This is a genomic window from Silvibacterium acidisoli, from assembly GCA_022870745.1.
Taxonomy (GTDB): Bacteria; Acidobacteriota; Terriglobia; order Terriglobales; family Acidobacteriaceae; genus Silvibacterium.
Genome location: CP085323.1, coordinates 3,655,618 through 3,680,680 on the forward strand (window position 1 = coordinate 3,655,618; position 25,063 = coordinate 3,680,680).

General features: G+C 56.0%; 17 protein-coding genes. 13 read left to right on the plus strand and 4 right to left on the minus strand.

Going from position 1 to position 25,063, the window contains the following annotated elements; all coding sequences use genetic code 11:
• The first annotated feature begins 105 nt into the window (after positions 1–105).
• The gene (locus tag LJD29_RS15360) at positions 106–1,542 is read left to right on the plus strand and encodes a HAMP domain-containing sensor histidine kinase (protein ID WP_446742427.1); all 1,437 of its coding nucleotides are present in this window, start codon (positions 106–108) and stop codon (positions 1,540–1,542) included.
• 664 nt (positions 1,543–2,206) lie between these two features.
• Here the strand turns inward: LJD29_RS15360 and LJD29_RS15365 are convergent.
• Both LJD29_RS15365 and LJD29_RS15370 read right to left on the minus strand, forming a co-directional pair.
• Complete coding sequence (locus tag LJD29_RS15365) at positions 2,207–2,713, minus strand: nuclear transport factor 2 family protein (RefSeq protein WP_446742428.1); 507 nt, start codon at positions 2,711–2,713, stop codon at positions 2,207–2,209.
• A gap of 138 nt (positions 2,714–2,851) precedes the next feature.
• Positions 2,852–3,820: an NHL repeat-containing protein gene (locus LJD29_RS15370; protein WP_446742429.1), complete on the minus strand. Its 969-nt coding sequence runs from the start codon at positions 3,818–3,820 to the stop codon at positions 2,852–2,854.
• 247 nt (positions 3,821–4,067) lie between these two features.
• Here LJD29_RS15370 and LJD29_RS15375 point away from each other — a divergent pair, with 247 nt between their 5' ends.
• From LJD29_RS15375 to LJD29_RS15400, 6 genes are all read left to right on the plus strand, one after another.
• Positions 4,068–5,150 carry a glycoside hydrolase family 5 protein gene (locus tag LJD29_RS15375; protein ID WP_446742430.1) on the plus strand — a complete coding sequence of 361 codons (1,083 nt, stop codon included), beginning with the start codon at positions 4,068–4,070 and terminating at the stop codon, positions 5,148–5,150.
• A 274-nt stretch (positions 5,151–5,424) separates the two neighbouring features.
• Positions 5,425–6,174, plus strand: a complete 750-nt coding sequence (locus LJD29_RS15380) for an alpha/beta fold hydrolase (RefSeq protein ID WP_446742431.1) — start codon at positions 5,425–5,427, stop codon at positions 6,172–6,174.
• Between the two features lie 99 nt (positions 6,175–6,273).
• Entirely contained in the window at positions 6,274–7,626 is a 1,353-nt protein-coding gene (locus LJD29_RS15385; RefSeq protein ID WP_446742432.1) for an FAD-binding oxidoreductase, read from the plus strand.
• 53 nt (positions 7,627–7,679) lie between these two features.
• Complete coding sequence (locus LJD29_RS15390; protein WP_446742433.1) at positions 7,680–8,309, plus strand: response regulator; 630 nt, start codon at positions 7,680–7,682, stop codon at positions 8,307–8,309.
• Complete coding sequence (locus LJD29_RS15395; protein WP_446742434.1) at positions 8,306–11,302, plus strand: sensor histidine kinase; 2,997 nt, start codon at positions 8,306–8,308, stop codon at positions 11,300–11,302. The genes LJD29_RS15390 and LJD29_RS15395 overlap by 4 nt, the downstream gene beginning before the upstream one ends.
• Before the next feature lie 104 nt (positions 11,303–11,406).
• Entirely contained in the window at positions 11,407–12,447 is a 1,041-nt protein-coding gene (locus LJD29_RS15400) for a GlxA family transcriptional regulator (RefSeq protein ID WP_446742435.1), read from the plus strand.
• 84 nt (positions 12,448–12,531) lie between these two features.
• Here the strand turns inward: LJD29_RS15400 and LJD29_RS15405 are convergent, their stop codons facing one another.
• A complete protein-coding gene (locus LJD29_RS15405; protein WP_446742436.1) occupies positions 12,532–13,998 on the minus strand; it encodes an FAD-binding oxidoreductase in 1,467 nt (488 codons plus the stop codon).
• 300 nt (positions 13,999–14,298) lie between these two features.
• Between LJD29_RS15405 and LJD29_RS15410 the strand changes: the two genes are divergently transcribed.
• From LJD29_RS15410 to LJD29_RS15435, 6 genes are all read left to right on the plus strand, one after another.
• On the plus strand, positions 14,299–15,075 hold the full coding sequence (locus tag LJD29_RS15410) for an alpha/beta fold hydrolase (protein ID WP_446742437.1): 777 nt from the start codon (positions 14,299–14,301) through the stop codon (positions 15,073–15,075).
• Positions 15,076–15,156: 81 nt separating this feature from the next.
• Positions 15,157–16,515 carry a hypothetical protein gene (locus tag LJD29_RS15415; RefSeq protein WP_446742438.1) on the plus strand — a complete coding sequence of 453 codons (1,359 nt, stop codon included), beginning with the start codon at positions 15,157–15,159 and terminating at the stop codon, positions 16,513–16,515.
• Positions 16,516–16,734: 219 nt separating this feature from the next.
• Positions 16,735–17,451 (plus strand): alpha/beta fold hydrolase, encoded by a 717-nt coding sequence (locus LJD29_RS15420; protein ID WP_446742439.1) that lies wholly within the window; start codon positions 16,735–16,737, stop codon positions 17,449–17,451.
• Between the two features lie 178 nt (positions 17,452–17,629).
• Entirely contained in the window at positions 17,630–18,835 is a 1,206-nt protein-coding gene (locus LJD29_RS15425) for a family 43 glycosylhydrolase (protein ID WP_446742440.1), read from the plus strand.
• A gap of 236 nt (positions 18,836–19,071) precedes the next feature.
• The gene (locus LJD29_RS15430) at positions 19,072–19,818 is read left to right on the plus strand and encodes an alpha/beta hydrolase family protein (RefSeq protein WP_446742441.1); all 747 of its coding nucleotides are present in this window, start codon (positions 19,072–19,074) and stop codon (positions 19,816–19,818) included.
• A gap of 528 nt (positions 19,819–20,346) precedes the next feature.
• Positions 20,347–22,248 (plus strand): sulfatase-like hydrolase/transferase, encoded by a 1,902-nt coding sequence (locus LJD29_RS15435; RefSeq protein ID WP_446742442.1) that lies wholly within the window; start codon positions 20,347–20,349, stop codon positions 22,246–22,248.
• Between the two features lie 161 nt (positions 22,249–22,409).
• On the opposite strand, the gene LJD29_RS15440 is transcribed toward LJD29_RS15435, so the two are convergent.
• Positions 22,410–24,878: an ADOP family duplicated permease gene (locus tag LJD29_RS15440; RefSeq protein WP_446742443.1), complete on the minus strand. Its 2,469-nt coding sequence runs from the start codon at positions 24,876–24,878 to the stop codon at positions 22,410–22,412.
• Positions 24,879–25,063: the final 185 nt, after the last annotated feature.

Sequence of the window (25,063 nt, forward strand, 5' to 3'; positions counted from 1 at the left end):
TGTCGCTTCTGTGTAGATTTGTATGGATTGTTTGCCGGTCGCAGCAGCGCATTCCGGCTTGGTGTATATACCGAGTGTGAGAAGCTCGTGTTCAGGGGAAAAGCTGTGAAGTCCAATCTCAACGCCAGGCTGAATAGACTTAAAGCGAAGGTGCCTGTGCACCGCTTCTTTTTCAAGATTTTCGTGTGGTTTTGGGCGACGGTTCTCGGAATGTTTCTGCTGTTCTGGCTCAGTTATATGTTCTCAGGTCTGAAAGAGGTGAGTACCCCGAATATGTACGCTACGGTCGCCCCAGTTCTAGCGGCGGAGGTCGTTCACTCCTACGAGTCCGCTGGACCGAAGGAGTTTGCCCGATTTACGCGTAGCAATATTGATGACCGAGACCGCAAGCTCTATCTGCTGGATGGCAACTATAAAGATGTCCTGGGACGCCCGATTGAGGATGAGGGACTTTACACCGCCAGGGCCGCCAAGCTGAACCGCCTGATTGTTTATCGCGATCACATCGCAGCTTTCAAGGTAGTGTCCCCTACAGGCCGCCCATATATCCTTCTTCTCTACATTCGATCGGATCTGGGAGAATTGGGTTCATTCCTGGTGGGGCAAGGTTTCCCGTATGCCGCAGGGATGGTTCTTTTTGTGAGTCTATTCTCGTTGTTGCTTGCCTACCACATCGCCTCACCTGTTCATAACATTCAGTCCGCGGCCAGGAGTGTTGCGACGGGCAATCTGAAAGCGCGAGTTGACCCGGCGGTTTCAAGGCGGCACGATGAGTTGGCTTCACTCGCCGTCGACTTCGATTCCATGGTAGATCGCCTCGAAGCGTTGATCCGGTCCCAGAAGGAACTTCTTAGTTCGGTTTCGCATGAGGTGCGTTCTCCGTTAGCCCGCATCAACCTTTCTCTGGCAATTCTGAGAAGGGAATACGCAGGAAGATCAGAGGATGTATTAGATCGCCTGGAAAGCGATGTGGAACGTGTCGACTTGTTGATGACTCAACTTCTGACACTCTCACGGCTTGAAGCAGGTCTGTCATCTGCGGAGAGAGAGAATGTGCACATCCGCGAGGTTCTGGAAGAGGTGACGGCCGATTGCAACTTTGAAGCACAGGCGTTCGACAAGGCCGTGACTTTGTCAGCCATGGATGAGATATACATTAGCAACGCGGACGCTTATGCCCTCAGAAGTGCCTTCGAAAACATTACTAGGAATGCTGTTCGATTCACGGCTCCCGGCACTAGGGTAGAGGTTGCACTAAAGGTTGAAGAACGAGCAGAAAAATTATTTGCGATGGTTTCGATCCGCGATCATGGCCCGGGAATTCCAAACGAATCACTCGAAACTATCTTTCATCCCTTCGTGCAGTTAGCGAGCAACGATCCATCTGGTGAGAGCCACAATGGTTTAGGGCTCGCGATCGCATCAGAAGCCATCCGCATGCATCAGGGGCAAATCAGGGCGTTGAATCTACCGAGCGGCGGTCTGGAGGTATCTGTGAGCCTTCCTGTAGTCGACCGTTTCTCGCCTCACATTCATGTGTAGGCTCAAAATCCAGTCCTCCAGTCGACAGTAAAATAATAGGAGCCGCTTTCTCATTCGATTCTGCATAACCCCTTCGTTTCGCCTGCTAGCTCTACAAGAGAATCGCTTTGCATACCCGGGACAATGCTGTGCGAGTGCCGTCCGCGGGTTTTGGCATCTCGGCCGATGACCTCGGAGGTTTTAGGCGCATCCCTCTCTTACAAATCCTTACAGTTAGCTAATTGATCCATACCGCACTCCCGTCTTCAAAAAACGAAAATGGGACAGCGGAGAAGAGATGATGAGATGGCTGTCGGGAATGCTCATGGAAGTGCTCTTCCACTTGCTCCGACTGATTGGCGCCCGTACAAGGCTCCACGGAAAGAGCGTTAGAAGAGACGACTCGTGAGTGATGGGGTTTAAAAAGTAAAACTTAGAGGGCCGCAGTAGACGAGGATCTATCAGGAAGTTGTGTCTCGCCACTCATGCCGCAATGAAGCTGTGTTGCGAATGGGGCACCTGGCTCATGATCGAGTGCTCTGCGTCGATCAGAAGTTGCGGCTGCCACTTCTGAATGTAATGACTGGTGTGGAGTGCGGTGATGAATCTCGTTTCGGCAGATAGGCTTGCTATGTCCTGTTGCATCTCGTGCCATACAGGTTCCGGCGAAATGGCTGCTCCGGCGCTATTTCTTCGTTTCTGGATCAGGCACTGGAGTGCTGTGCCAGAACGCAATCTTCCAGGCACCCGAGCGCTCTTCCAGAAAAACCGATTCCAGCCATCTGCGATTCCTGGTGCCAGCTGATGGTGAGGTCATGCTTCCATCGTTGATGTAGGCGATCCAGGCCGCTTTCCCTGTGATATGGACATCGGGATCTGTGACACTCCAATGGAAGGTCGTTCCCGAGCGCCGCGCTTGTTCGAGCTGACCTAGAAGGCTGGCGGCGTCAAAGCGCTTTCCTCCGTCAAAGATGTAAAACCCAGGCTCCAGGTGAGACTGGAATGCGCGCGCATCTCCGCCTTCAGCGGCTTTGAGGGTGTCTGACACTGTGTCTACAACAGCCGCTCGGGCGTGATCCTGCGCGGATGACGTCTGCGCTGATGACGGGACTAGGCTGCCTCCCGCAAGTGCAAGAGCCGAAAGCATGATGGCAGTATGGAGGCGAGACTGAGTCAGTCGATAGTTAGGCATGTTGGTTCGATGGGGAAAAGGAAGAATCGAAAACAGCTTCATGCGACAGAAAGGCCACGAAAACTGCCTTTCGCGACGAACGAAAGCAGAGAAGGAGCAGCGACAACAGGTCTAGCTTTCTGCTCAAGCCGTACAGTATCAGCGCTGCGAGAAGAGAAGGAGGCCCTGGCTCGCGGTGACTACAATGTCTGTTGGTGAGAGCAGGTCGATCGCGTGGCCCTGACGCTGATCGGGCACATTCACATGCCCTATGATCTTCCCGCTCTTGGGATCTAGCTTTACAAGCCAGCCCGGCGACCCTGGGTCCTGGCCCATGGGGCTCATGCTTGCCCACAGCGCTCCGTGCGCGAGTACCAGCGAGTAACATCTCCCAAGTTGATCGATTGTTCCGAGGAATTTTCCATTCAAGTCGAACTTTTCAATGCGCCCATTCTCTCGATCGGCAACGTAAACGACACCATTTGAGGCGATCTGGATCGCGTGCGGAAGATGAAACTCGGCGCTTGCTGTGCCGGCGTGTCCCCATTCCCGTAGTTTTTTGCCGTTGGCCGAATACTCAAGGACACGGGCATTGCCGTAGCCGTCAGTGATGTATACGTTGCCGGCCGGGGCAAACGCTACATCCGTGATGCCTCGAAACGGGCTTCCGGTGTCAGGGACGGGTTCGACAGAGATTGTAAGAAGCTTCTCTCCCACTGGCGAATACTCGATCACCCTGGATGATCCCGCATCCACAGCCCAGACATTGCCCTTTGCATCGAGCCTCAGGCTATGCGGGAGCGTGAAGTCTCCAGCGCCCCACGAGCGCAGAAGATTGCCTCGCTTGTCAAAGACCAGAATGGGGTCAGCTTTCGTACCCCGCTGAATCACATACAGGTCTCCACTCTTCGCGGCGGCTACTCCAGATATAGATCCGACCTCCCAGCCGGGGAGCGAAGCGTGCAGGACCAGCCGCTGCTCCCTGAGCGACAGGACGGGAGAGCGCTCAATTCGTCGAGCGAGTGCGATGTCTGAGGTCTCAGTGGATTGCTGGGAAAACGAAGCGCCTGGCGCCGTAAGGAGAGTGAGGCTGAAAGCCAGGAGCCAGCGGAAGCGTGGACTTTTCACTCGATAAGAATATCTCGATCTTTGCGATGTTTTATTGGCACGTATTGCGGTGACGTTGTCCGGAAGAGGAAGCTCTTGGAGAATGCAGCAAGGCATCAGATGGCAGTGAGAGTAAGCAGGCGCGCAGCGGTATTGGATTGCGGCGCCGAAGCTGAACTCATTCTTCAGAGGTGACCTTCCTATGCAAGCGCGTCACGGATTTTTCTGCACATTTATAGGTGTCCTTAGCCTTGGTTTGTCCGCAACCATGAGCAGCTGTAGCTCGGGTTCGGCGCCGAAGGTTCTTCCTGGCCAAATCACGCTGGTGAACAACCGCCTCATGCGGGATGGTCAACCATGGGTTCCCCACGGCTTCTTCCAGGTCGCATTCCAGGCGTCTCCGAACGAGCAGAATGTGCCTAACTTCGAAGCCCAGGCACAGGCGAACTATACGCCGCTGGAGTATTCAAACATGGTGAAGGCAGGCGCCGATTCTGTTCGAGTCATGCTTGGACAAACCGTCGGGGATCCGCAGAATACACAGTTCTACTCCAAGGATTTTGTGAATCAGTTCATCGCTGCGGTTCAATCGGCGCGTAATGCCGGCCTCACGGTCATCGTGAGTATTCAAGACGAATCGATCGTTCAGGATCAGAACCCGACGCCGCTGCCGAACGATGCGACGCAACGTGTGTGGGCTCAGCTCATGCCCGCGTTCAAAGACGATAAAGGGATTGTGCTCGAGTTATTCAATGAAGCCGGAACAGGACCCACCCAGGTACCCACGGCTACCGACTGGCAGAACTGGGCAGCGGCGATGAACGCAACGATCGACAGCGTCCGCTCCGAAGGCGCAACGAATGTGGTTGTTGCCGATGGCCTGGCTCATGCAGGAACGCTCTCAGGAGCACCCGATCTGACGGATAAGTTGAATTCGGTGGCCTATGCCTCTCACCCCTACACCTTCAGTGCAGACAGCGAAAAACCCGCCAATGAGCAAAGCTTCCTCGACGTCAGCTTTGGTAACTTCGCAGCAAACCATCCAGTGATCATTACAGAATGGGGGCAGGGATATTATTGCGGACCCACGAACCCCGGCTTCCTGATTTACTTCCTCAACTACCTCCAGCAAAAAGGTATCGGCCTCGAAATGAGCTTTTGGGATTGGGGTGGTCCGACTGCATTCGGCGGTACCCAGTACAACTTTCCCAACACACAGGTCTCGATGTACTACGACAACGGATCTCTGATTCCGTGTTCCACAAATGGCAGTCCTACACCGCAGCGCGGGCCCGGACAAACAATCAACACCTGGTATGCCACGGGCACGATTCCGGATAAAGCCATTTGAGACCTGGCTATTCACCGGGCGGAAGTAGCAGTAAGTCACTTTGCAAACCATAGAACGCCATAGAGGCGTAGCGGTGAGGAGCTTCATGAAGAACGGCACAATCTTTTCTGTATCTGGAGAACCGATCGAGATCATCGCGTCCAGCGAGGCTACCGCCTCAACAGGAGCCAGCGTTATTGTCCGTTGGGATGGCTGTTCTGGCTGAAGTCGAGCTATGTCATTCGGCCCGAGATTCATCTAATAAGTTGAGAGTCATTCACAGAGATCAGGAGCAATGTTCTTGCAAAAGGAAGAGACGAAAGTTGTCTTTGTGCACGGCGTGGCCGACACCTACCGCATCTGGGATTGCACGCGCGAAAGTCTGAAGGACGATAACACGATCGCTCTTGCTCTGCCCGGTTTTGGTGCTGATATTCCCAGGGGATTCCGGTCGGAGAAGGAAGACTACGTGCAGTGGATCATCGGAGAACTCGAAGCGATTGGAAGTCCGGTCGATCTTGTCGGACACGACTGGGGTTCGATTCTGGTTCTGCGCGTGGCTTCACTACGGCCGGACCTGGTCCGAAGCGTCGCCGCTGGCAATGGGCCGATCAGCAGCGAGTATGAGTGGCATCAACTCGCGAAGATCTGGCAGACACCGGGAGAGGGAGAGGCGTTCATGCGCGACCTGGATGCGGAAAAGCTTGCTGGGCTGTTGCAAGGGCTGGGAGTCGAGGCAGCGGATGCGTTGGAGACTGCGCAACGTGTTGACGATCGGATGAAGGACTCAATCCTCAAGCTTTACCGGTCTGCGCTTCATGTTGGGGAGGAATGGGAGCCGGGCCTTTCGAATGTCTCTTGTCCTGCGTTGATCTATTGGGGAAGGCAGGATAACGAGTGCCCGATTCTATATGCCTACTCCATGGCGCAGCACTTAAGGTTTTCCCGGGTCGCCGAGCTCGATTGCGGCCACTGGGTACCACTGAATAAACCAGTGGCTCTTGCTGAGCTGCTTGATGAGTTCTGGGAAAGTGAAAAGCATTAGAAGAGCCGGAGTTGAAATCCAATGCCTGATACAACGCAATCTATGTCGAAAATACCGCAGGACACCGGCGTTCCACTCTCTTCTGGATTTGTAACTGAGATGAAGCGTTTTGTTCCTGACTTCCTTCCATGGGGAGATGCCGCGGAAGAGCTTCTCCGAAATGCGGTCTTCAACGGGCAGGTTGTACCGCGGGCTCTCGGTGTCGTAGCGTGCCGCAACGAGACTGTAGTAATGGAAGCGATTAAAGTGGCTGCCCAACATGGTGTCCCGCTATCCGTACTGGCTGGCGGTCACGATTTTGCAGGGCGTGGCCTGGATGGCCGCAGTCTTTTGCTGGATCTCCGGCCGATGAACAGGGTCTCTGTTGATGCCTCTCAGGGACTTGTGACGGTGGAGGGTGGGGCGCTGGCATCGCATCTGCTCGATGCGATGCCGGACGATCTGGTAACTGTTACCGGAACCGCACGCTCCGTTGGTGTTGCTGGCTTTGCAGTGGCTGGAGGCTACGGGCCACTCAACAGCCGGTTTGGGCTGGGTGCCGATTGCATCGAGTCTGCTCGTATTGTGCTGGCGAACGGAGAGATCGCTACGGCAAGTGAAGAAGGAGATAGGGATCTCCTGTGGGCGATACGGGGTGGTGGAAGTGGCTTTGGGGTGGTAGCTTCACTCACACTGCGAATGCATCGCCTGGAAAGGGTGTTAGCCGGAACGCTTGTGTTCCCGCTTCATCGTGCCAAAGATGTTCTTCTCTATGCCCAGAAATTGCTGGCACTCCACCCGTTCGAGCTTTCTCTGTTTTCTGGCCTGGCCACAATACCGGGCCATGGTCCGATGCTCTTTATGGAGCCGCTTTGGACCGGTAATTCTTCGAGGGGGGACCGCATCGTCGAGGAGCTCCAGACACGTTTTGGCGCGACGGCCCTCGGACTTGCGTGGGCTCCCTATAAGACCACGTTCAATGACGAACAGGAGGAGAAGTCGCACCCTCGCGGATTCCATTACGACCTGCGCACGAGATTTGCCCGTGCGATAAACGCGGAGATCCTCGACGTGTTAATCGCCGCCGCGGAACGCTTTACTTCTCCCTATTCTGTCATTCTGTTGCACGACTTCCATGGCAGGGCATCTCAGATAGAGGCGGCTGCGACGGCATTCCGCCTGCGGGAGAATCACACGCTCGTCGAGGTCATCTCTGCATGGTCACCGGATGATGCTAAATCGAGTGCTGTACACGAAGGATGGAGAGCGCAGACGGTTCGGGAACTGGCTCCGTACGTGCTTCCCGGTACCTACTCGAGTCTTGCAGTTCTATCGGAAGCGGGGCGTGTCAGTGACTTCTTTGGAAATTCGGCAGAGCGTCTATCCTTTGTTAAGAAGCGAGTCGACCCGGATGATCTCTTCCGATCCGGCATTGGACGTCTTGCTGTCCCGGCAGTTGAAGATACCGCTTAGGTAGACAGCAAATTTTCTCCCGTTACCATAGCGAGGTGGGAGCACGAAGCGGAATGGAGCAGAAACCAATAATCCGAGTGATGCTCGTCGATGACCATCCGGTGGTTCGGGAAGGGCTGCGCGCCATGATTGAATCGCAGCCCGACATGCAGGTCGTTGGAGAGTGTGAGAATGGAAAGGATGCGATCGCGTCTTTCCACACCTTGCGTCCCGAAATCATTTTGCTCGATCTCAAATTGCCGGATATGGATGGCATTCAAGTGATCGAGGTGATTCGCGAGAGCGTTCCAGATGCGCGAATCATTGTTCTGACCACCTATGTTGGTGACGTTCAAGCCAGGCGGGCCCTGAGGGCAGGCGCAAAGGGGTATCTTCTCAAAGCGTCGCTGCGCCGGGACCTGCGCGATTCCATCCGAGCGGTCCATGCCGGCGGCATCAAAGTACAATCTGAGGTCGCGACCGATCTCGCCAGGCATGAGGCTGCGGAGCACCTCACACAACGCGAGCTGGAAGTGCTCGCACTGATCGCGAGCGGCCTCTCTAACAAGCTCGTGGCGGATCGGCTTGGCATTCGTGAAGACACGGTGAAAGCCCATGTCACCAGTATTCTCAACAAGCTGAAGGCAAACGACCGTACGCATGCGGTGACGATTGCCCTGCAGCGCGGGTTCCTGGAACTGTGAAGACCCTTCTGGGCGTGCTCCAGCATCTTCTGCTGGTCGTTGTATTCGTGCCGCAGATTCTTCTCGCGCAGTCAGAGACGCTGGGCCAGATGCAGCACAACTCATGGGCCGGTCACGACGGCGCTCCTCTTGGAATTCATGCGGTGACCATGAGCCCGGATGGCCTGTTGTATCTCGGAACGATGAGCGGAGTGTATCGCTTCGACGGCGCCAGCTTTGAAGCAGTACCTACCCCGGGTGTCAAAAGCACGTCAACGGTGCGCAACCTTTTCTTTGACCAGCAGGGGGATTTGCTGATCATGCTGGCGCACGGTGCTCCAATACTTCTTCATAAGGGAAACGGGCAAACTGAACTGCTCGACCGTATCGATTCCGGCTTGCTTGAGACGATAAGTAATGTGCAACAAACGCCTGATGGCAGGCTCTGGGCCGTTATCAACGAGAGAGGGCTGGTCCAGCTAGGGCAAGACCACGTTTGGCATACAGTTCCAGATCCGCAGAACGGACACGGTCACATGACCCACCTGTTCGCCGATCCCCGGGGAACACTGTGGCTTGTCGTCGAAGATCATCTTTACCGGCTCCCACCCCATCAGAAGTCGTTCCTTCCAACGTCGATTTACGTCTATGGCGAAGGCAAAATCATGTCGGGCAATCATTCCGACCTGTGGATCGCCACTTCGGGGCCGGCAACATCGCCTGTACCTGCAAAGCATCTTCAACACATCAGCGATACCGGAGAACCGCTGCCGGCACCAGACATGAGCCTGCCGCTATCGGCTGCTTACCAGGCTCCTGACGGCTCGCTTTGGCTCCTCACCACGCAAAGCGCCTTAATCCATCTGCCAGGCGAGATTCTGGGCAGCTCTACCCCGGTTGATGTGGGCCACTGGAAAGATCAGCTCGTTCTTCGCAGCGCGACGCGTGAAGATGGTGCGTATGCTTTTTTCCCAGCGCATGACGGATCCATCTGGGTCGGTGGGCTTGGAGGTGTCGAACATTTCAAGCAGGCGACTCTCGTCCCGCTGCTTCAAAATGTCCCGGCTGGCCTTTGGGAGCAATGTTCAGAGAAAGATGGCTCGCAATGGATTCTGGCCTCTGACAGGACGGTTTATCGGCGCGATCAAGACGGTTCGATGAAGGTCAAAGAGCATCTGGGAGATGCGTTGCATTGTTCGGAATTCGGAACTCTTGTCAGTAGCGACGCGGGTCTGATCAGTGTCAGTAATGGTGGTGAAAAACTACTGCCCACCTTGCCAGGACTGAAAGGGTATGGCAATCACTATATCTTTACCGGAGCAACCTGGACGTCGCGGGGCACGATCGTGGCGGCGGCAGCGGGCGGAGCTTTGGGGCGCTCGCTGTGGGAGTATCGTGCGCAGGCCTGGCATCGACTCGATTCAGGGAATCCAAGCTCAGAACTTTCTGGCATGGCAGCATGGCCTTCAGGAGAAGTGTATCTCGGCTTCCGGGACGGAACAGTTGGCATCCTGGATCCCGGAGCCGAGCGAGTGCGGCTAGTCGCGAACTGCAATTACAGACCCGTACTCGGTTTTTCGCGAACATCGAAGGGGCTTATCGTCTACGGGGTAGGTGGCATCTCTCTCGCGGAACAAGAGAAATGCCGGACGCTTCAATTCGAAGACCAGTCTCTTTCCAAGGTAATTACTGGAGTAGCAGAGACCCCGGATGGAGACATCTGGCTGAATGGAGCCAGGGGCATTGTGCGGGTCTCTTCACGAGAGTTCGCAGCCGCGACTCTCGATGCCCGGCATCGCCTTCTTGCAAACAACATCTCCGAAGGGGATTTCACCGGTCCAGCGGCACCACGTTTGTTTGCCCACTCTGTCCAGTTTGGGGTGCAGGGGCGTGTGTGGTTCAACACCCTGAATGGGGTGGTCTCCATCGCGCCTGGAACTGTGCATTCTCCGGAACCGCCGCCCCTGGTCATAAAAGATGTGCGGGCGGATAATGCTCCGCTACCCGCGAATAACACCCTGGCGCCCGGTGTTAATACGTTGAGCATCGGTTACATCGGCATCGATTTTTCCGACCCTTCCGGCCTCACCTATGCCTATAAACTTGATGGCTACGACAATGCATGGCAGGATGTAGGATCGCGCACCGAGGCGGTCTACACGCATCTGCGTGCCGGAAAGTATGTCTTCTCCGTGAAGGCACGGAATGCTTATGGCATCTGGACCGATCCAGTCAGCCTGCCCCCCTTTTGGGTGCTGCCGCATTTCTACGAGCGTGGATGGTTCCTTGCAATTCTGGCTCTTCTCGCGCTACTGGCCGTGTGGGTCGCACTTCAATTTCGGCTGCGTAAGGCCGCTGCAGAGATTAGGCAGCGAGCAGAGGAGCGAGCTGACGAACGCGTAAGGATAGCTCGTGATCTGCATGACACTCTTCTCCAGGGAGTGCAGGGGCTTCTTCTCAGCTTCCACGCTGCGATCGAAGGTGTGCCGTCAGAGCACGCGTCGAGGCCGCCTTTAGAGCGAGCACTTACAACGGCCGAGAAGCTTATCCTGGAGGGTCGGGATCGGGTGAAAGGGCTTCGCAAGACAGAAATGTCGGGCGATGAACTCGGCCAGCTCTTTGTGGTAGTGGCAGAAGATCTTGCCTGCGTCGAACGATTCCGCCTGGTCGTATCGCCAAATTCCACGGCGAGAACGCGTCTTCGAGACTCCATCGCGGCCGAGTTATTCCTGATAGGGAGAGAAGCGATCGTCAATGCTGCCAGGCACTCCGAGGCGACACAAATTATCATGCGTCTTCATTTCGCCGAAGATTGCTTCACCCTGGAGTGCGAAGACAACGGCGTCGGTTTCGATCTGGAAGATCCGGACTTCATAAAGAGGCAGTCGCACTGGGGAATTTCCGGCATGCGAGAGAGGGTAGAAACACTGCAAGGAGTTTTGCGGATCCATAGTGCACCTGGGGATGGGACATGCCTCAGTGTCCAGGTGAAGGCGAAGCAGGCGTATCTCTGACCCCCCACTTTAGTGGGGGATCGCGAGTGGATGATCGAGCTATAGATATTGACCCACGTTCTATCGCAGGATGGTTGAAGCAGAAGGAGACTTTGATCATCACTATGCTTGCGACCATCCCCACGCCTCGCAATACCTCCGACTCGAATTTTCAATGGACGCCGCACGAACTCACAACCTCAGAGCCGCGCCGGATCGTCATCGTAACGCAAGGTGCTTCTGAGAGCGTTGAGCCACAGCTGATTCGTCACGTTTTCCAGGAGGCTGGACGCGTGCCGGACGTGGAGCGATCGTATTCGATCGAACTCGTTTCACTCGACAGGCGCGCGGATCGGAACGACTTGTATCCATTGGACGCAATCGACCCTTCCGATGCGATCGACACCATATTCATTACTGGTTCGTACGAGCCAGCTTTCTGCGAACTGGAGCGAGAGTGTCTTAGCTGGCTCAAGGATCACTGTATGCGAAGCCGTCGCATTGTTGCGACCGCTGGCGGGATCCTGTACCTAGCCGCGATGGGGCTCCTCAATGGCCGGGCGGCTGTAAGTCATTGGAGTATGCACAGTCATATCGCAGGCGCGTCTTCAGAAGTCTCCGTTCGTTCGGACATCCTGTATACGCAGGACGGAAACATATACACATGCGCCGGGGCTCTGGCGAGCGTGGATTTGGTTTTGAGCCTGGTTGAGGAAGATCTGGGAAATGCAGTGAGCTCTCATGTAGCGCGCCATCTTCTCGTCCCATTTCAGCGGACAGCCATTTGCAGTCAGATCAGTTCGACACTCCAGGCACAAATCTCTGTCAAGCATCCTATCTCCGACCTGCTTGCATGGCTGCCAGATCAGCTTGCTTCAAATCTCTCTGTTGCGAAACTGGCTCGTCGCGTGGCGATGAGCCCTCGAAACTTTGCCCGTCGATTCCGTGAGCAAGTGAAAATGACTCCAGCGCACTACATTGAAGACCTGAGATTCGAGGCCGCGAAGAGAGAGCTCTTCCGTGAAGGCGAATCGATCAGCGAGGTAGCTGCACGCTGTGGCTTCAACAATGTTGAATCGCTTCGACGCCTCTTCCAGCGCCGTCTAGGCATGACGCCAAAGGCCTTTCGCGACCGCATGATTGGGTGTCCATCCTCGATGCAGTAGTGACCCTGGCGAAACGCGTGTGCTGCTCTGGGCAGGGAGCTGCGCCCACATTGAGGCCGAAGGCATGTGGCGTGAAACAACAGCTCAAATTTTCGAACTGGATTCTGGCAGTGAAATCGCATTGAATAGTCGATTCGGATCGTAGCGTTGCTTCAGGCTCAGTAGCCGGCCGGCGTTCTCGCCGTAAGCTTGTGCTGCCTGGTCAGGGCGATCTGTTCCGAAATAATTAGGGTATGAGCTGGTAAGCGCAAAAGGCTTCAACGCTGCCTCGACTCCGTCCGCCCATGCGCGATGAGGAGCCTCTTCGCCAGGTTGCCATGCAGTATAGATTCCAACCATGAAGTGTCGCGTCCGAATTCCGAAAGCAGTCGAACGGAGAGGGATTCTTTCACCGGCTCCGTAGAACGGATGTGAGGCGATCCAGCTCAGCGGTGAGCTGCGATGTTCCATGGCTCGGCGAATAACTTGAATTGAGGCGGGCGTTAACTCCGGCAAAGTGACAGTACGGACAATCCAGTGAATCCCTGTCATTGTTCTCCGCTCAGCCTCCTTCAATACTTCGGCAAGAGTTTTTCTGCTCACCTGCACGGTCGTGGGCGCGCCGAGACTTTTTACTCGTTCAATCATCCGTTCATCCTGGGCCTGATCACCGCACCATGCAAGGTGGAAGACGATGCTCAGCTTACCGTCCGGTGCAGCGAAGAATGTCGGCATCACAGTCAGGCCGTCAGGCAACGTAGCAATCATTGCGCTGTACGCCTTGAAGACTTCCCCTGCCTGCTCCCAGGGAAAGGCGATGATTCCATCCGCGATATTTGCTACTGGATGCAACTTGAGGCGAAGCTGAGTGACAACACCGAAGTTTCCGCCACCACCTCGAATTGCCCAGAAGAGATCCGGTTCCTGTGTTTCATCGGTCTGGATTACTCGCCCATCGGCGAGAACAACCTCCGCGCCAACGATATTGTCCAACGCCATACCGAATTTGGCGGTCAGGTGTCCGTAGCCGCCGCCCAAAGCGAGTCCGGCTACACCAACGCTTCCTATAATCCCCGTTACAGCAGTCAGACCCTGCGCGCTTGCTGCCTCTGCAAGGTCAGTGGAGATGGTGCCGCCGCCGATGGTGGCCACGTGCCCATCGATCGCCACACCCCTCATTCGCGTGAGATCGGCCACCACCTGCCCATTGACGGAGCGTCCTGCCCAATCATGTCCTCCGCCTCGAACAGAAAAAGATAATTTGCAGCTTGCAGCTGCCAGGACAGCGGCCTGCACGTCGCTGGTGTTTTCACATAGAACGACGATCTGCGGATACAGCTGCACTGCGGCATTCCATATATTCCGTGTTTTTTCGTAATCAGTGCCTGACGAAACCACCTTAGAGGTTCCCAGTCGAGTGGTGAGTATTCGAAATGCTTTCTCGATTGTGCCAAACTCTTCCTGCATGATCGAGTGTCCCTTCTTGGCTTCAAAGTTTATGGAGGCGCTTGCAGAGATGCCGCGGGGCATCGTCTTACCGCTGTACTTACCCACGATATTTCGACGTTGCAAGCTGCCTGCGGGTACAGGTTGTAAGCTGCCAAAGCTCAGACGATTCACGCCTCATTGATGCCGCAATGTGCTTGCGGCAATCCAATAGCACCGCCCTCATTGGGTGAGATCACAGCCTCTGCGATGGTTCGAAGGAAAGCTTGGGACACAGGCCATAGCCTTTTGGGCAAGCAGTCGCAAAGGTTATGGCAGGATACGCAGCAGATTTGTCTTCTCCGGTGGGGTCTCTGAGAAACGATCAGGCGTCTCACAAAATGTGGTCTGCCTTCGAAATGGACCGCCGCCCAGTGAATAGATCTGATGAAACATATCTTTCTGAATGGACATCGTTTTGCTTACGACCTGCAGGGAACCGGACCGATCACTGTGATTCTTGAAACTGGCCTCGGTGCTGAGGCCGGCGAGTGGCAAGTCGTCGCTGATAAGATCAACAGCCGCGCCACCGTGTTTCTGTATGACAGGGCTGGCCGTGGAGAGAGCGATCCACCGTCAACTGCGCGCGACGCTGTGCAGCTGCATCGGGACCTCAATATGCTGCTCGCGGAAGCAGCGGTACATCCCCCATTTCTCCTGGTCGGGCATTCATTCGGCGGCGTACTCACACGGGTGTTCGCCCGGCGAAGGCGAAATGATGTTCGCGGCCTGGTTCTTGTAGAATCCATGCATCCCAGACAATTTGAGGAGATAGGCCCTGCGATTCCAGAGTTATCGGCTCAAGAACTTCCAGCGCTCACACAGATGCGTGAGTTTTGGCGGCACGGTTGGGTGAAGGCCGAATCCTCACCTGAACTTATCGATCTTCCTCGGTCCTTGCAGCAGGATGAAGCATTGCAGAATCTCGGTGTTTTGCCGCTGCATGTCATCACAGCTGCATCTTTCCGGAAGCTGCCATTCTTGCCTGATCTCGATGCAGGGCAGCGGCTGCAAAGCATCTGGGATAGTCTCCAAAATGATTTTGTGGCATTGTCCCCGAAAACAAACCACACACGCCTCGATGACAGCGGCCATTTTGTGCAAAGAGACGCACCGATGGCGATCGTCGAGGCCATCATGCCTATGCTTTTGGCTCCCGACTGACGTCGACGCAGGGCAACGGCACGAGGCAGTAAGGCAGCAATACCACTCTAATAGTATTTTTCGGCCAGGAAGTACGAATCTATGGATCTAGCAACCGGCACCTCGACCTACCAATCTCGCTCAGAGCAACAAGCAGACTGGTCGTTCGGCTCACGTGCCTTATTCCGTCTGGTGGCGGCCTTCACGCTTCTTGCCCTCACCCTGAACTACTCGCCGTGGAGTGTGATTCCGGTAGTCGGAAGGTATATGAGTGATGCCGTCGCAAAACCGCTGCAAGCGATCGCAGGCTGGCTCATCTCACATGTGTTTCACGTTGCCGGCATTGCTGCGACACAGCATTCTACAGATTCGCGCGACACCGCTTTTGACTGGGTCTCGATGCTGACGGTGCTCGTCCTGTCGGCGGTCGTTGCAATCGTGTGGAGCGTACTCGATCGAAAGAAGCGTAGCCTCAGCACGCAGGCTACCTGGCTGCGACACATTACCCGTCTCATGCTCATCTTCGTGATGGTGCGCTACGGTATCTTCAAGATCTTCCCGATGCAGATGAGCCGTCCGTCATTGGGAGTGCTCAATGAACCGGTTGGCCAAAGTTCGCCGATGTCTCTGCTCTGGACACTTATCGGCTTGAGTCCGGCGTATCAAATACTCAGTGGGGTGTTTGAAGCGCTTTGTGCCGTCCTCTTGTGTTTTGAAAAGACGGCTCTGCCTGGCACTCTGCTCGGCATCGTCGTAATGAGCAACGTCGTGCTGTTCAACTTTTGTTTTGACGTGCCTGTGAAGTTGGGTGCATTGCTCATTCTTTTCGGATTCATCGTGCTGCTCTGGCAGGATGTCCCTACGTTGTACAGCTTTTTCAGCAGGCGTGGCATACGTCTCCACACTCGTTGGCGGCCTGTTTTTAAGACGGCTCGCTTGAAGAGACTCGCCTACGGGGTCGAGCTCTTCTACGTAATGTGTGTCATCTACGTGTTGGTTCCACCAGCTTACACAAGTGAAAGGCGAGAGGCGGCGCATCTGAGATCCCCGTCGTCCCTGGCAGGCCAGTGGCATGTCGAGTCGGCCACAAAGCGCGAAGGAAGTGAAACCGTCGATGCGCCGGTTCTCACGGCCGAGCTCCTTCCCTTGACTGATCTTTATCTCGAACCGGATGGCCGTGCGATGGCGCGTTCAAGCGATGGACGACTGTGGCGAAGTACGGCCGACATAGACGAGGCAGGCTCCAGCTTGTCTCTCTACTCGTATTATTTCGATGGCGAACGCTTTCAGGCGACTTATCACTATTCCTACAAAGATAGTCAGCATCTCCTGCTGGTTCCCGTCGGAAAAGACTCCGCCTCCGAGAGCACGCTTATCCTTGAGCGCGTGGCGTTGCCTGAAAGCTATCCACTTCTGCATCCTCATTTTCACTGGGTGGAGGAGTGGGCTCTTGAGCGATAGACGAGTTTCCAACCAGGTGGTCCTGGTGCGCCGTGATTGTTCCGAATGCATGGCAAGCATTATCTTGAGGACGATTTTCCCAATCGACAAGGAGATCTGGCAGCAATTACATGCCTTATGTCTCTTATTGCAACTCTGCGTAAGTGATCGGCTTGCGTCTAACACAATTAACACGGGAGCTTGTGTGGTTTGTACAGCGACTCTCAGAGAGATTTCCTGATGAATGAGAACAAGAACGTATTTGTGCTCGTACATGGTGGCTGGCACGGCGGGTGGTGCTGGAGGCGTGTGGCAGATCAACTACGAATGAAAGGCCACGATGTGTTTACGCCTACGCTCACCGGCTCAGGCGAACGAGCTCATCTCATGAGCTCAGGCATCACGATGCAAACGGGAATTGAAGATGTCGTAGGCGTGCTTGAGGCTGAAGAGTTGGAGCATGTCACCCTTGTCGGACACAGCGCTGGTGCTGCTGTTGTTGCAGGCGTAGCAGATCGGATCCCCGAGCGGATCGCATCGCTGATCTGGCTGGATGGGCTCATTCTCAAAGATGGAGAGAGTCTACGAACGTACTTCACCGAAACACAGGAAGCAATTTTTCAGGCGGGGCTCGAAGCAGGAGGCATCCCGTTCCCGGCGCCTCCACCCCAGGGATTTGGCGTACCGACGGGTGCTGACGCGGACTGGCTGGAGAGACGCTTGACACCGCAGCCCTTCGGAACTGCCTCGAGCGCATTGCAGATCAGGTCTCCTTTAGGGAACGGCTTACCCTGCACCTACATCGCGTGCGTGAATCCGCCTCACCCTTTCGTCGCTGCATCTCACAGCTTCGCACAGGCTCAGAGTCATTGGCGCTGGCGTGAGATAAGCGCTTGTCATGATGCCATGATCACCGACCCGGTCATGGTGGCGGACGCGCTGCATCAGCTGGCGTAACTGTTACGTATTCCATTCAACTGGGTTGTTGAGTAGCCAGAACGAGGACATTTTCTTGCAAGTTAACTACCGTCATCCGCATAACAGGTTCGGCCTTACGAATATCGCGAGGCTCATCGTCTCTTGTGCTTCATTGTGTACATTCATGCTCGCAGTCTCCGGCTGCGGAGGTTCGTCGATGTCGTCATCCGGTACGGGGGGAACTACACCGACGGCTCCCGCCATCCCCGCAGGGATCCACCCCTTGACGCAGGTGGACGCTACAGCCAATACGGGTTACTTTGAAGACCCCCTGCCCATCCATCTCGCACAGACAGCGGGCTCATACATTCCTTCGATTGCGGGGACAACGCATCAGGTCTTGACCTGCACGACCCTAGCTTCCGGATGCTACAGCTCGAGCGCAATCACGATTACGACCGGCGCAGCGCTGATGGCACAACTTCCAGCGAATACCAAGCTCAATGGCTATCAGAACAACAACATCTATCAGGACAACGCTGGCAACTGGCAAATGGCGACGACAGTCACCGTGAACAATCCTGCGGCCAATCCTAATGGCCTGCCCTGGAATGTGATCCTTCATGCAAGCCCGGTCAGCGGTAGCGCCACGAGTTCTGCGGGAGTTCCTCTTGCCTGGTCTTCTGACGCGCTGCTCATCGGCTCGTTCACAAACCAGGAAAATGCGAATTACGACGGTAAGTACCTTGAAGATAGTGGGAAGCTCTACCTGATCTACAGCAGGCGGCTGCAGGACTCGCCCTCTGCGCAGGACGGCATCGTTGCGCAGCTCATGACGTCGGCGCAACAGGTGGACAGCAGTTCTCCCACAACGCTGCTGGCGCCGGAGAATAATTCAGATGGCGGATATAAGTCGGAGCTCTTCGACTGTGCGAGCGCTTCGAATCAGTTCAAGCTGATCGAGACCGGCAACATCACCGTTGTGAACGGTAAATATGCGATGGCTTATTCGACAGGCTCCTTCGAAACTCCATGCTACAAAGTCGGAATTGCATGGTCGGACACATTGACCGGACAATACAAAAAGATTCTGCAGGCGGATACTTCAAATGTCTGGCAGAACCCTTCACCAGAGCCTGAGGTGTTATACCTGATCCAGGCCCAGCAGTCCGCCTGGCCAAACTATGTGAACTCGAGCGTGCAGGGGCCGGGAGTTCCTTCCCTTGTGCAATACCCGGCAGGCACGTGGTATCTCTACTTCGCGGGCTATGATCCTTCCGTTCCGCTCGACTCCGGCATGTTCAACCCCAAGCTTCGTCAGCCCTACTTCATGAGATTGAATGTCGCGATTCCCGCAAACGCGACCGTTGCGGGAACATCGAACTCCGATCTTGCAGGATGGATCTCCGCAGCTACGCAATAATTCATCGGATCGCGATGCAGCGGCGGCAGGTAATCGTGCCGCTCCGATAAGCTGGAGCGGTATCTCTCTGGGCGATGGAGGCGGCATTGGATTCACGGATATGGTTTGGGAGACGAGCGGCGACGTGTGCCAGGCAAGTCGCTCGTTTGAGTTACCTGGGCAGCCTGACTCTGCTCGTTGCGGGCTTCGGACTGAGTGCGCAAACCAGCGCGCCGGGTCCGGAGTTTCCTCCCTCAATGAAGCATCCACTTATTCCCAGCCACGGCAGCAATTTGCTCGGAGTGTTTTATCTTGCTGCCGGCGCTGGTCCGCATCCGACCGCTGTGCTTTTTCACGGTTTCCCGGGATATGAACAGAATCTCGACCTGGCGCAGGAGCTGCGACGTGCAGGCTGGAATGTACTTGCTGTGCATTATCGCGGCTCATGGGGAGTTGCAGGGAAGTTCAGCTTCCTGGGTTCCGCGGAAGATGCGGATGCGGAAGTGAATTTCGTCCTCGACCCTAGGAACACTGCGGAGTATCGCATTGATCCTGATCGGATCGTGGTCATTGGCCACAGTATGGGTGGCTTCATGGCTGCGTCCGCAGCCGCGCATAATCCTCGGGTAAAAGCTGCTGTTCTTCTGTCGGCGTGGAACATCGGTGCGGCGAGACCCAACGAGGCCGATGAAGCGAAGGCTCTTGCGAGCGGCGAAAACCTCGCTCCCATCTCCGGCACCGACGGCACAACGCTCGCCCATGAAGAGTTCACGCATCGTGCAGAATTGGATATGGTGAACCTCGCTCCTTCGATTGCTCCGAGGCCAGTATTAATCGTTACCGCTCATGACGGATCCGACCAGTTTGCAGTTCCATTTACCGAAGCTCTCCGCTCTGCCGGAGATACGCATATCAGTCACTCTCATTTCGAGACAGATCATTCCTATTCGGGTAAGCGCCTGGAACTTGCGAATGTCGTTCTCGATTTCCTGAAGACTGAGTGAAGCGCAAAATCCGCGGTGTTGAGATCGTCAACGAAAGATATCTGACTCGCTTACACCCGGAAGCCTGACCGCGCAGATACAGACGAAAGACAATTCGTTATAAATACCCCAATTCGTCACACAACAGGGACACATGCGGGCACTCTCGCTGTGCCCTATAAGCTGCTCTTCTACAGTGATCGATCCTAACTGGCGCATCTGCGCCAGTTAGGATATTGGACGTCGTGGCTATCCGGGGATTACTTAGTCTGACGGATCTTTCTTGCAAGATTTTCTTGACTGCCCGGATACCGGCGTCTAGTATTCGCACGGTTGCAGGCCGCTTGTTGCCGGTGCCCGTTCCCGGCCCACCCCGTTCCGTTCTTAGTTGCCCCCACTGTCAGTAGAAGGCTCAGGCATGCTTTGCCTCGGCTAAGGGCCCAGGCCGTCATTCCAGATTCCGCTCTTACTCGCGTCCGCTTCGAGAGAAGACCGGTCTGTGTTGGGCCTGTGTATCGCATTTCGCGCAATGCACCACGGAGACATGAAATGAAAAGAAGAGACTTCATCAAGTCGACGGCTGCCGTCGCTGGCGCAACCGTTGCCAGCCGTTTGGGAATGGCTCAAACAAGCGAGCCCGGTCCTCCGCCAAACATTATCTTCATCCTCGTCGATGAACTTCGATGGCCCTCCGTGTTTCCAGCTGGAGTGAACGGTCCGGAGGACTATTTCAAGCGTTTTATGCCAAATCTTTATCGCCACATGTGGAAGAAGGGAGTGAAGTTTTACAACTACCATACGGCTGCGAATGCATGTACGCCGGCTCGCGGCATCATCTTTACCGGCTTGTACTCTCATCAGACGTGGCTGATGTCTACCCTCCTCAACAATCCCATTACACCTGTGCTCAATCCCGCTTTCCCAACATACGGCAAGCTGCTCAGGGAGGCCGGTTACACGACTCCGTATGTTGGTAAATGGCATGTATCCGTTCCGTCCGGTCCCCAAGATACACAGGCCTACGGATTCGACTGGAATAGTCCTCCCGATCCGTGGGGAGAAAACCTGCAGGGAACTTATGGCGACTTCACTTCGGACCCGCCGTTCCATAACGATGCGTATACGGCGAACCAGGCGATTTCCTACCTGAAGACCGTGAAGACCACAGACGCTCCCTTTTGTCTCACCGTGGGATTTATCAACCCGCACGATCGTGAATTCTTTCCAGCGGGAACGGAGTTCCTGACATTCACCGACCTCTTTGCCAGTTACAACAATCATCATCCCGGCCAGGAGCTCGACGAGCTCATCGATTACACCACGACCCCGCCTATCGTGAACTGGGCAACGAACAAGCTCAAGTCGCCGCCCTCCTATGGCTACTCCATCGTTCCTCCGAACTGGCAGGATCCGAATCAGTATGCGAAATACAACAAGCCCACGACACATACATTCATTCAGAAGTTCTCAGGCGCAGTGTGGGGAAACATCACGTCGAGCCCAGGCCAGGCAGGTTTCCGTATCAAGCCATATCCAAATGGCGACCTTGGCCTTGGTTACGCCGAAGCGCCTTTCTACTACTGGCAGCGGGGTCTGGATAGTTACACGCAGGTTACGCAGCTTGTGGACCAGCAGATCGGCGCGGTTCTCGCCCAGTTGCAGAAACTCCCGTCAAGCATTGTCGACAATACAGTCATCGTGTTCGCCGCCGATCACGGCGAGTACAGCGGGGCGCACGGGCTGGTACAGGGGAAGATCGGTACCGTCTACGATGAATGCCTCCACATTCCACTGATCGTGATGGACCCAAGCGGCCGCTTCACCGAGGATGCTGACATTGTCCGCAAAGGCATGTGCTCCTCCGTCGATCTCTCGCTTATGCTGGTCACGCTCGGTCACAAAGGCAACACCACATGGCTCGAGCAGGCGCCGTACAGCCAGATTTACGCGAACCGGCACGACATGTACTCGATGCTGAAGTCGCGATGGGCGCCGGGTCGCGATTACATCCTTTTCGCCACCGATGAGATCGCGCCGGAGTTCTACAACTTCAACAGTGCACCTACCAATATCGTTGCCCTTCAAACCGGCAGCGGAAAGGTGGGCGTCTATGCAGATTGGAAACCTTTATCGACGCAGATCGATCCCTCTACCGTTCAGCTGGAGTACTACGATTACGGAACAAGAGCAGGGCGTCTCGAGTTGTACAGCAGTCCACAGGACAGTCACGCGCAAGAGGGGTACGACCAGTTGGTTGAAAACTATATCCCCAACGAACTGGCGCAGCCTCTTCCCGGAAGTCCGCTTGACCCGAGCTCGTTGCGGGCACAACAGATCAAATCCGAGATCGTCCACCTGGCCTTCCGTGACCTGATCAAGAATGAACCGGATAGTACATGGCAGTCAGGGAACGGTCTCTTCAAGCTGCTCGGTTATGGTGGGCCGTTCTAAGAGCAAAGTGGCAAGTCGCTCCGAGTGCCCCGGCCGGTTGGCTGGGGCATTCCATTCCCATCGGCATGCGCCTTCGCGGACCAGAGGCAGGTCATGATCCCATTGCAGTCCCGCTACATCGCCTGTAAGCGGCTGGCAGGCGCCGGGTTCTTCACCACGGACTACTCAGCGCGCAGCGCCTCCACGGGATTCACCCGGGCCGCACGGCTTGCCGGCACGACGGAAGCGATGACCGCCGCAGCCAGGATAATGAAGGAAGAGAGGAAAAACGAAAGCAGTCCGGGCTGGCGCACCTCTACGATGTACCGGGCGATTCCATTCGAGAAGATAACTCCGCACACAATTCCCACGCCCACGCCAATTCCAGCAATCGTTAGACCCTGCAATAACACATCTTTGAGGATGTTCCCACGTTGTGCGCCAAGCGCCATGCGAATCCCGAACTCGCGAGTACGGCCGCTGACCGAGAAGGCAAGCACGCCGGCCACGCCGACGACTGAAATCAGAAGCGCCACGGCGGCAAATCCACCAAAGACGACTGCGTTAAGCTTGTCCGGAGTCATGACTTCCGCGCGGATGTCGTCGAGTGTGCTGGTCTTCTCCACCGGCTGCTCAGCAGAAATTTCATGAATGGTGCGGGTGATAGCCGGGGCCAGGGCGTAAGGATCCTCGGTCTTCGAGCGCACGAACAACCGCCCTTGCCAGCCTTCCTGATCGGTTGGCTGGTAGATGGTCATCGCCGGTGCAGGAATAAGGTTTTCATCATCGATGTCAGGCACGACGCCGACAATGCGGCGAGGTTCATAACTGATCCCGATGAATTTCATCACGCCGTCGCTCCAGTGCAGCTCGCGGTTTAGCGCACTGCCATTGGGGAACAGCGTCTTGGCGAGGCTTTCGCTTACGATGACCACCCGCTCGGTGCCGGCTTTGTCCGTATCCCGGAAATCCCGCCCTTCCCGCAACGGCACGCCCAGCGTGTCGAAATAGCCGGGCGAGACTGAGCGGAACTTCGCTCGCCAGTCATCCAGGCCATTCTTGCGTGCGGCGCCGGGTATAGCAAAGGCGAAACTGATATCCAGCCCCTGATCGTCGCGCCACGGAACGCTGAAGCCTGTGGAAACATGCGCCACGCCGGGCAGAGCGCCCACGCGGCGTTGCACGTCATGATAGAAGTCCTGCACCTGCTGAGGTGTTCTTCCATAGGTAAGGACAGGGAGATTTACCGCGAGAACGTGCGAGGTGTCGAATGGTGGACGCGTGTTCTCAAGCGTGTAAAGCGTGCGCATGAGAACCGCCGCTCCGGTCAGCAGCAGGAACGATGCAGCGATCTGCATGACCGCGAAGATACGCAGCCGCCGGTTGCTGCTCCCCGTGCTGCTGCGCGATCCACTGCTTGCGAGGCTGGTGCCGAGTTGCGCGCTCGCCGAGGGAAGTCGGGGAATGTAAGCAAGGAAGACCGCCGCGGCCAGCGCCAGTGCGATGCCGAACCACACCAGGTTGAAGTCGAGTGTCAGGCCCTCCGCCCGTACTGAGAACCGCGCGGCATAGTGCCCAAGTACGGCGACCATCGGCCATGCGACCAGCAAAGCTGCCAGCACACCGCTTCCGCAAAGCACAAGGCTCTCAGCCAGCAGCGACCGCCGCAGCGATGCCGTGCTGGCCCCAAGGGCCGAGCGCACCGCCAGTTCGGATTCGCGGCGAACTGTTCGGGCAAGCACCAGGTTCGCGACGTTTGAGCACGCAATCACAAAGAGCAGGCCGGCTGCCGCAAAGAGCACCCACAGAACGGTATTTGCGCGGGAGTTGATCTGCTCATGCATCCGCTTTACTTCGATCTGGTAGTGATTGTCGGGCCTGTATATGTCAGTGTGCTGGGAGAGCATGGCCGCATAGCGCGTGCGTAGCTCCGAACGCGCGGCATCGAGCGTGGCGTTTGGAGCCAGCCGAGCGAAGACCTCCGTCATCCGGTGTTCGCGGCCCGTGACCATGGTGGCGGAGAGATGATGCGGGCTGGTGACGACATTGGCTATGATCTCCGTCGCCACTGGATAGGGTACCGAGGGCTCAAGTACCCCAACAATCGTCGCGTTGCGTGGTCCACCGAAGCTCTCAAGGTGAACGGCCTTGCCGATCACGCTCGGGTCGCCGTGCAGGGACTCCTTCCAGAAGCGATACGTCAGTACGATCGCTCCGGCCGCGTTAGGGCCATCATCGGATGTCGTCAGCAGCCGGCCCAGCACTGGCCGCAGTCCCATCACCTCGAAGTAATGGCCATCGACAACACCCGCCGGAATCTCGCGCGGCGTTCCCAGGCCGATGATGGTAAAGTCCAGCGTCGAAAATGTCCCAAGCTCTGTGATGGTCTTGAGATTCTTGCCCAGATCGTCGATCTCGGGGATGGAAAAGGCCGCGTTTTGTATGCCCAGTCCAGGAGCGCTCTGCCGGATATATAGCAGGTGGTCTTCGTCGCGATTCGCAAGCGGCCGCAGCAGTACGGCGCGCACCACGCTGAAGATGGCGGCGTTCGCACCGATGCCGAGGGCCAGCGTGATGGCAACAGTAAACCACAGCGAGCGCACAGACCAGAGGGAACGCACGGCGATTTTCAGATCGCGAAGAAATAACATGATGGCTCCTAAACGCTTCTCAGGCTACGCTAACCTTCGATCCACCATCTTGCCATCGCGACGTGAGCCAGGGAGCCGGGTGGGGACGCGGTTTGACGACGTATGTTGATATCAACACATTTGCTGCGGTGTCAAGCTGGAAATCCGAAGCGACTCATGCCCGGCGCCCTCGATAACGTTGTCCT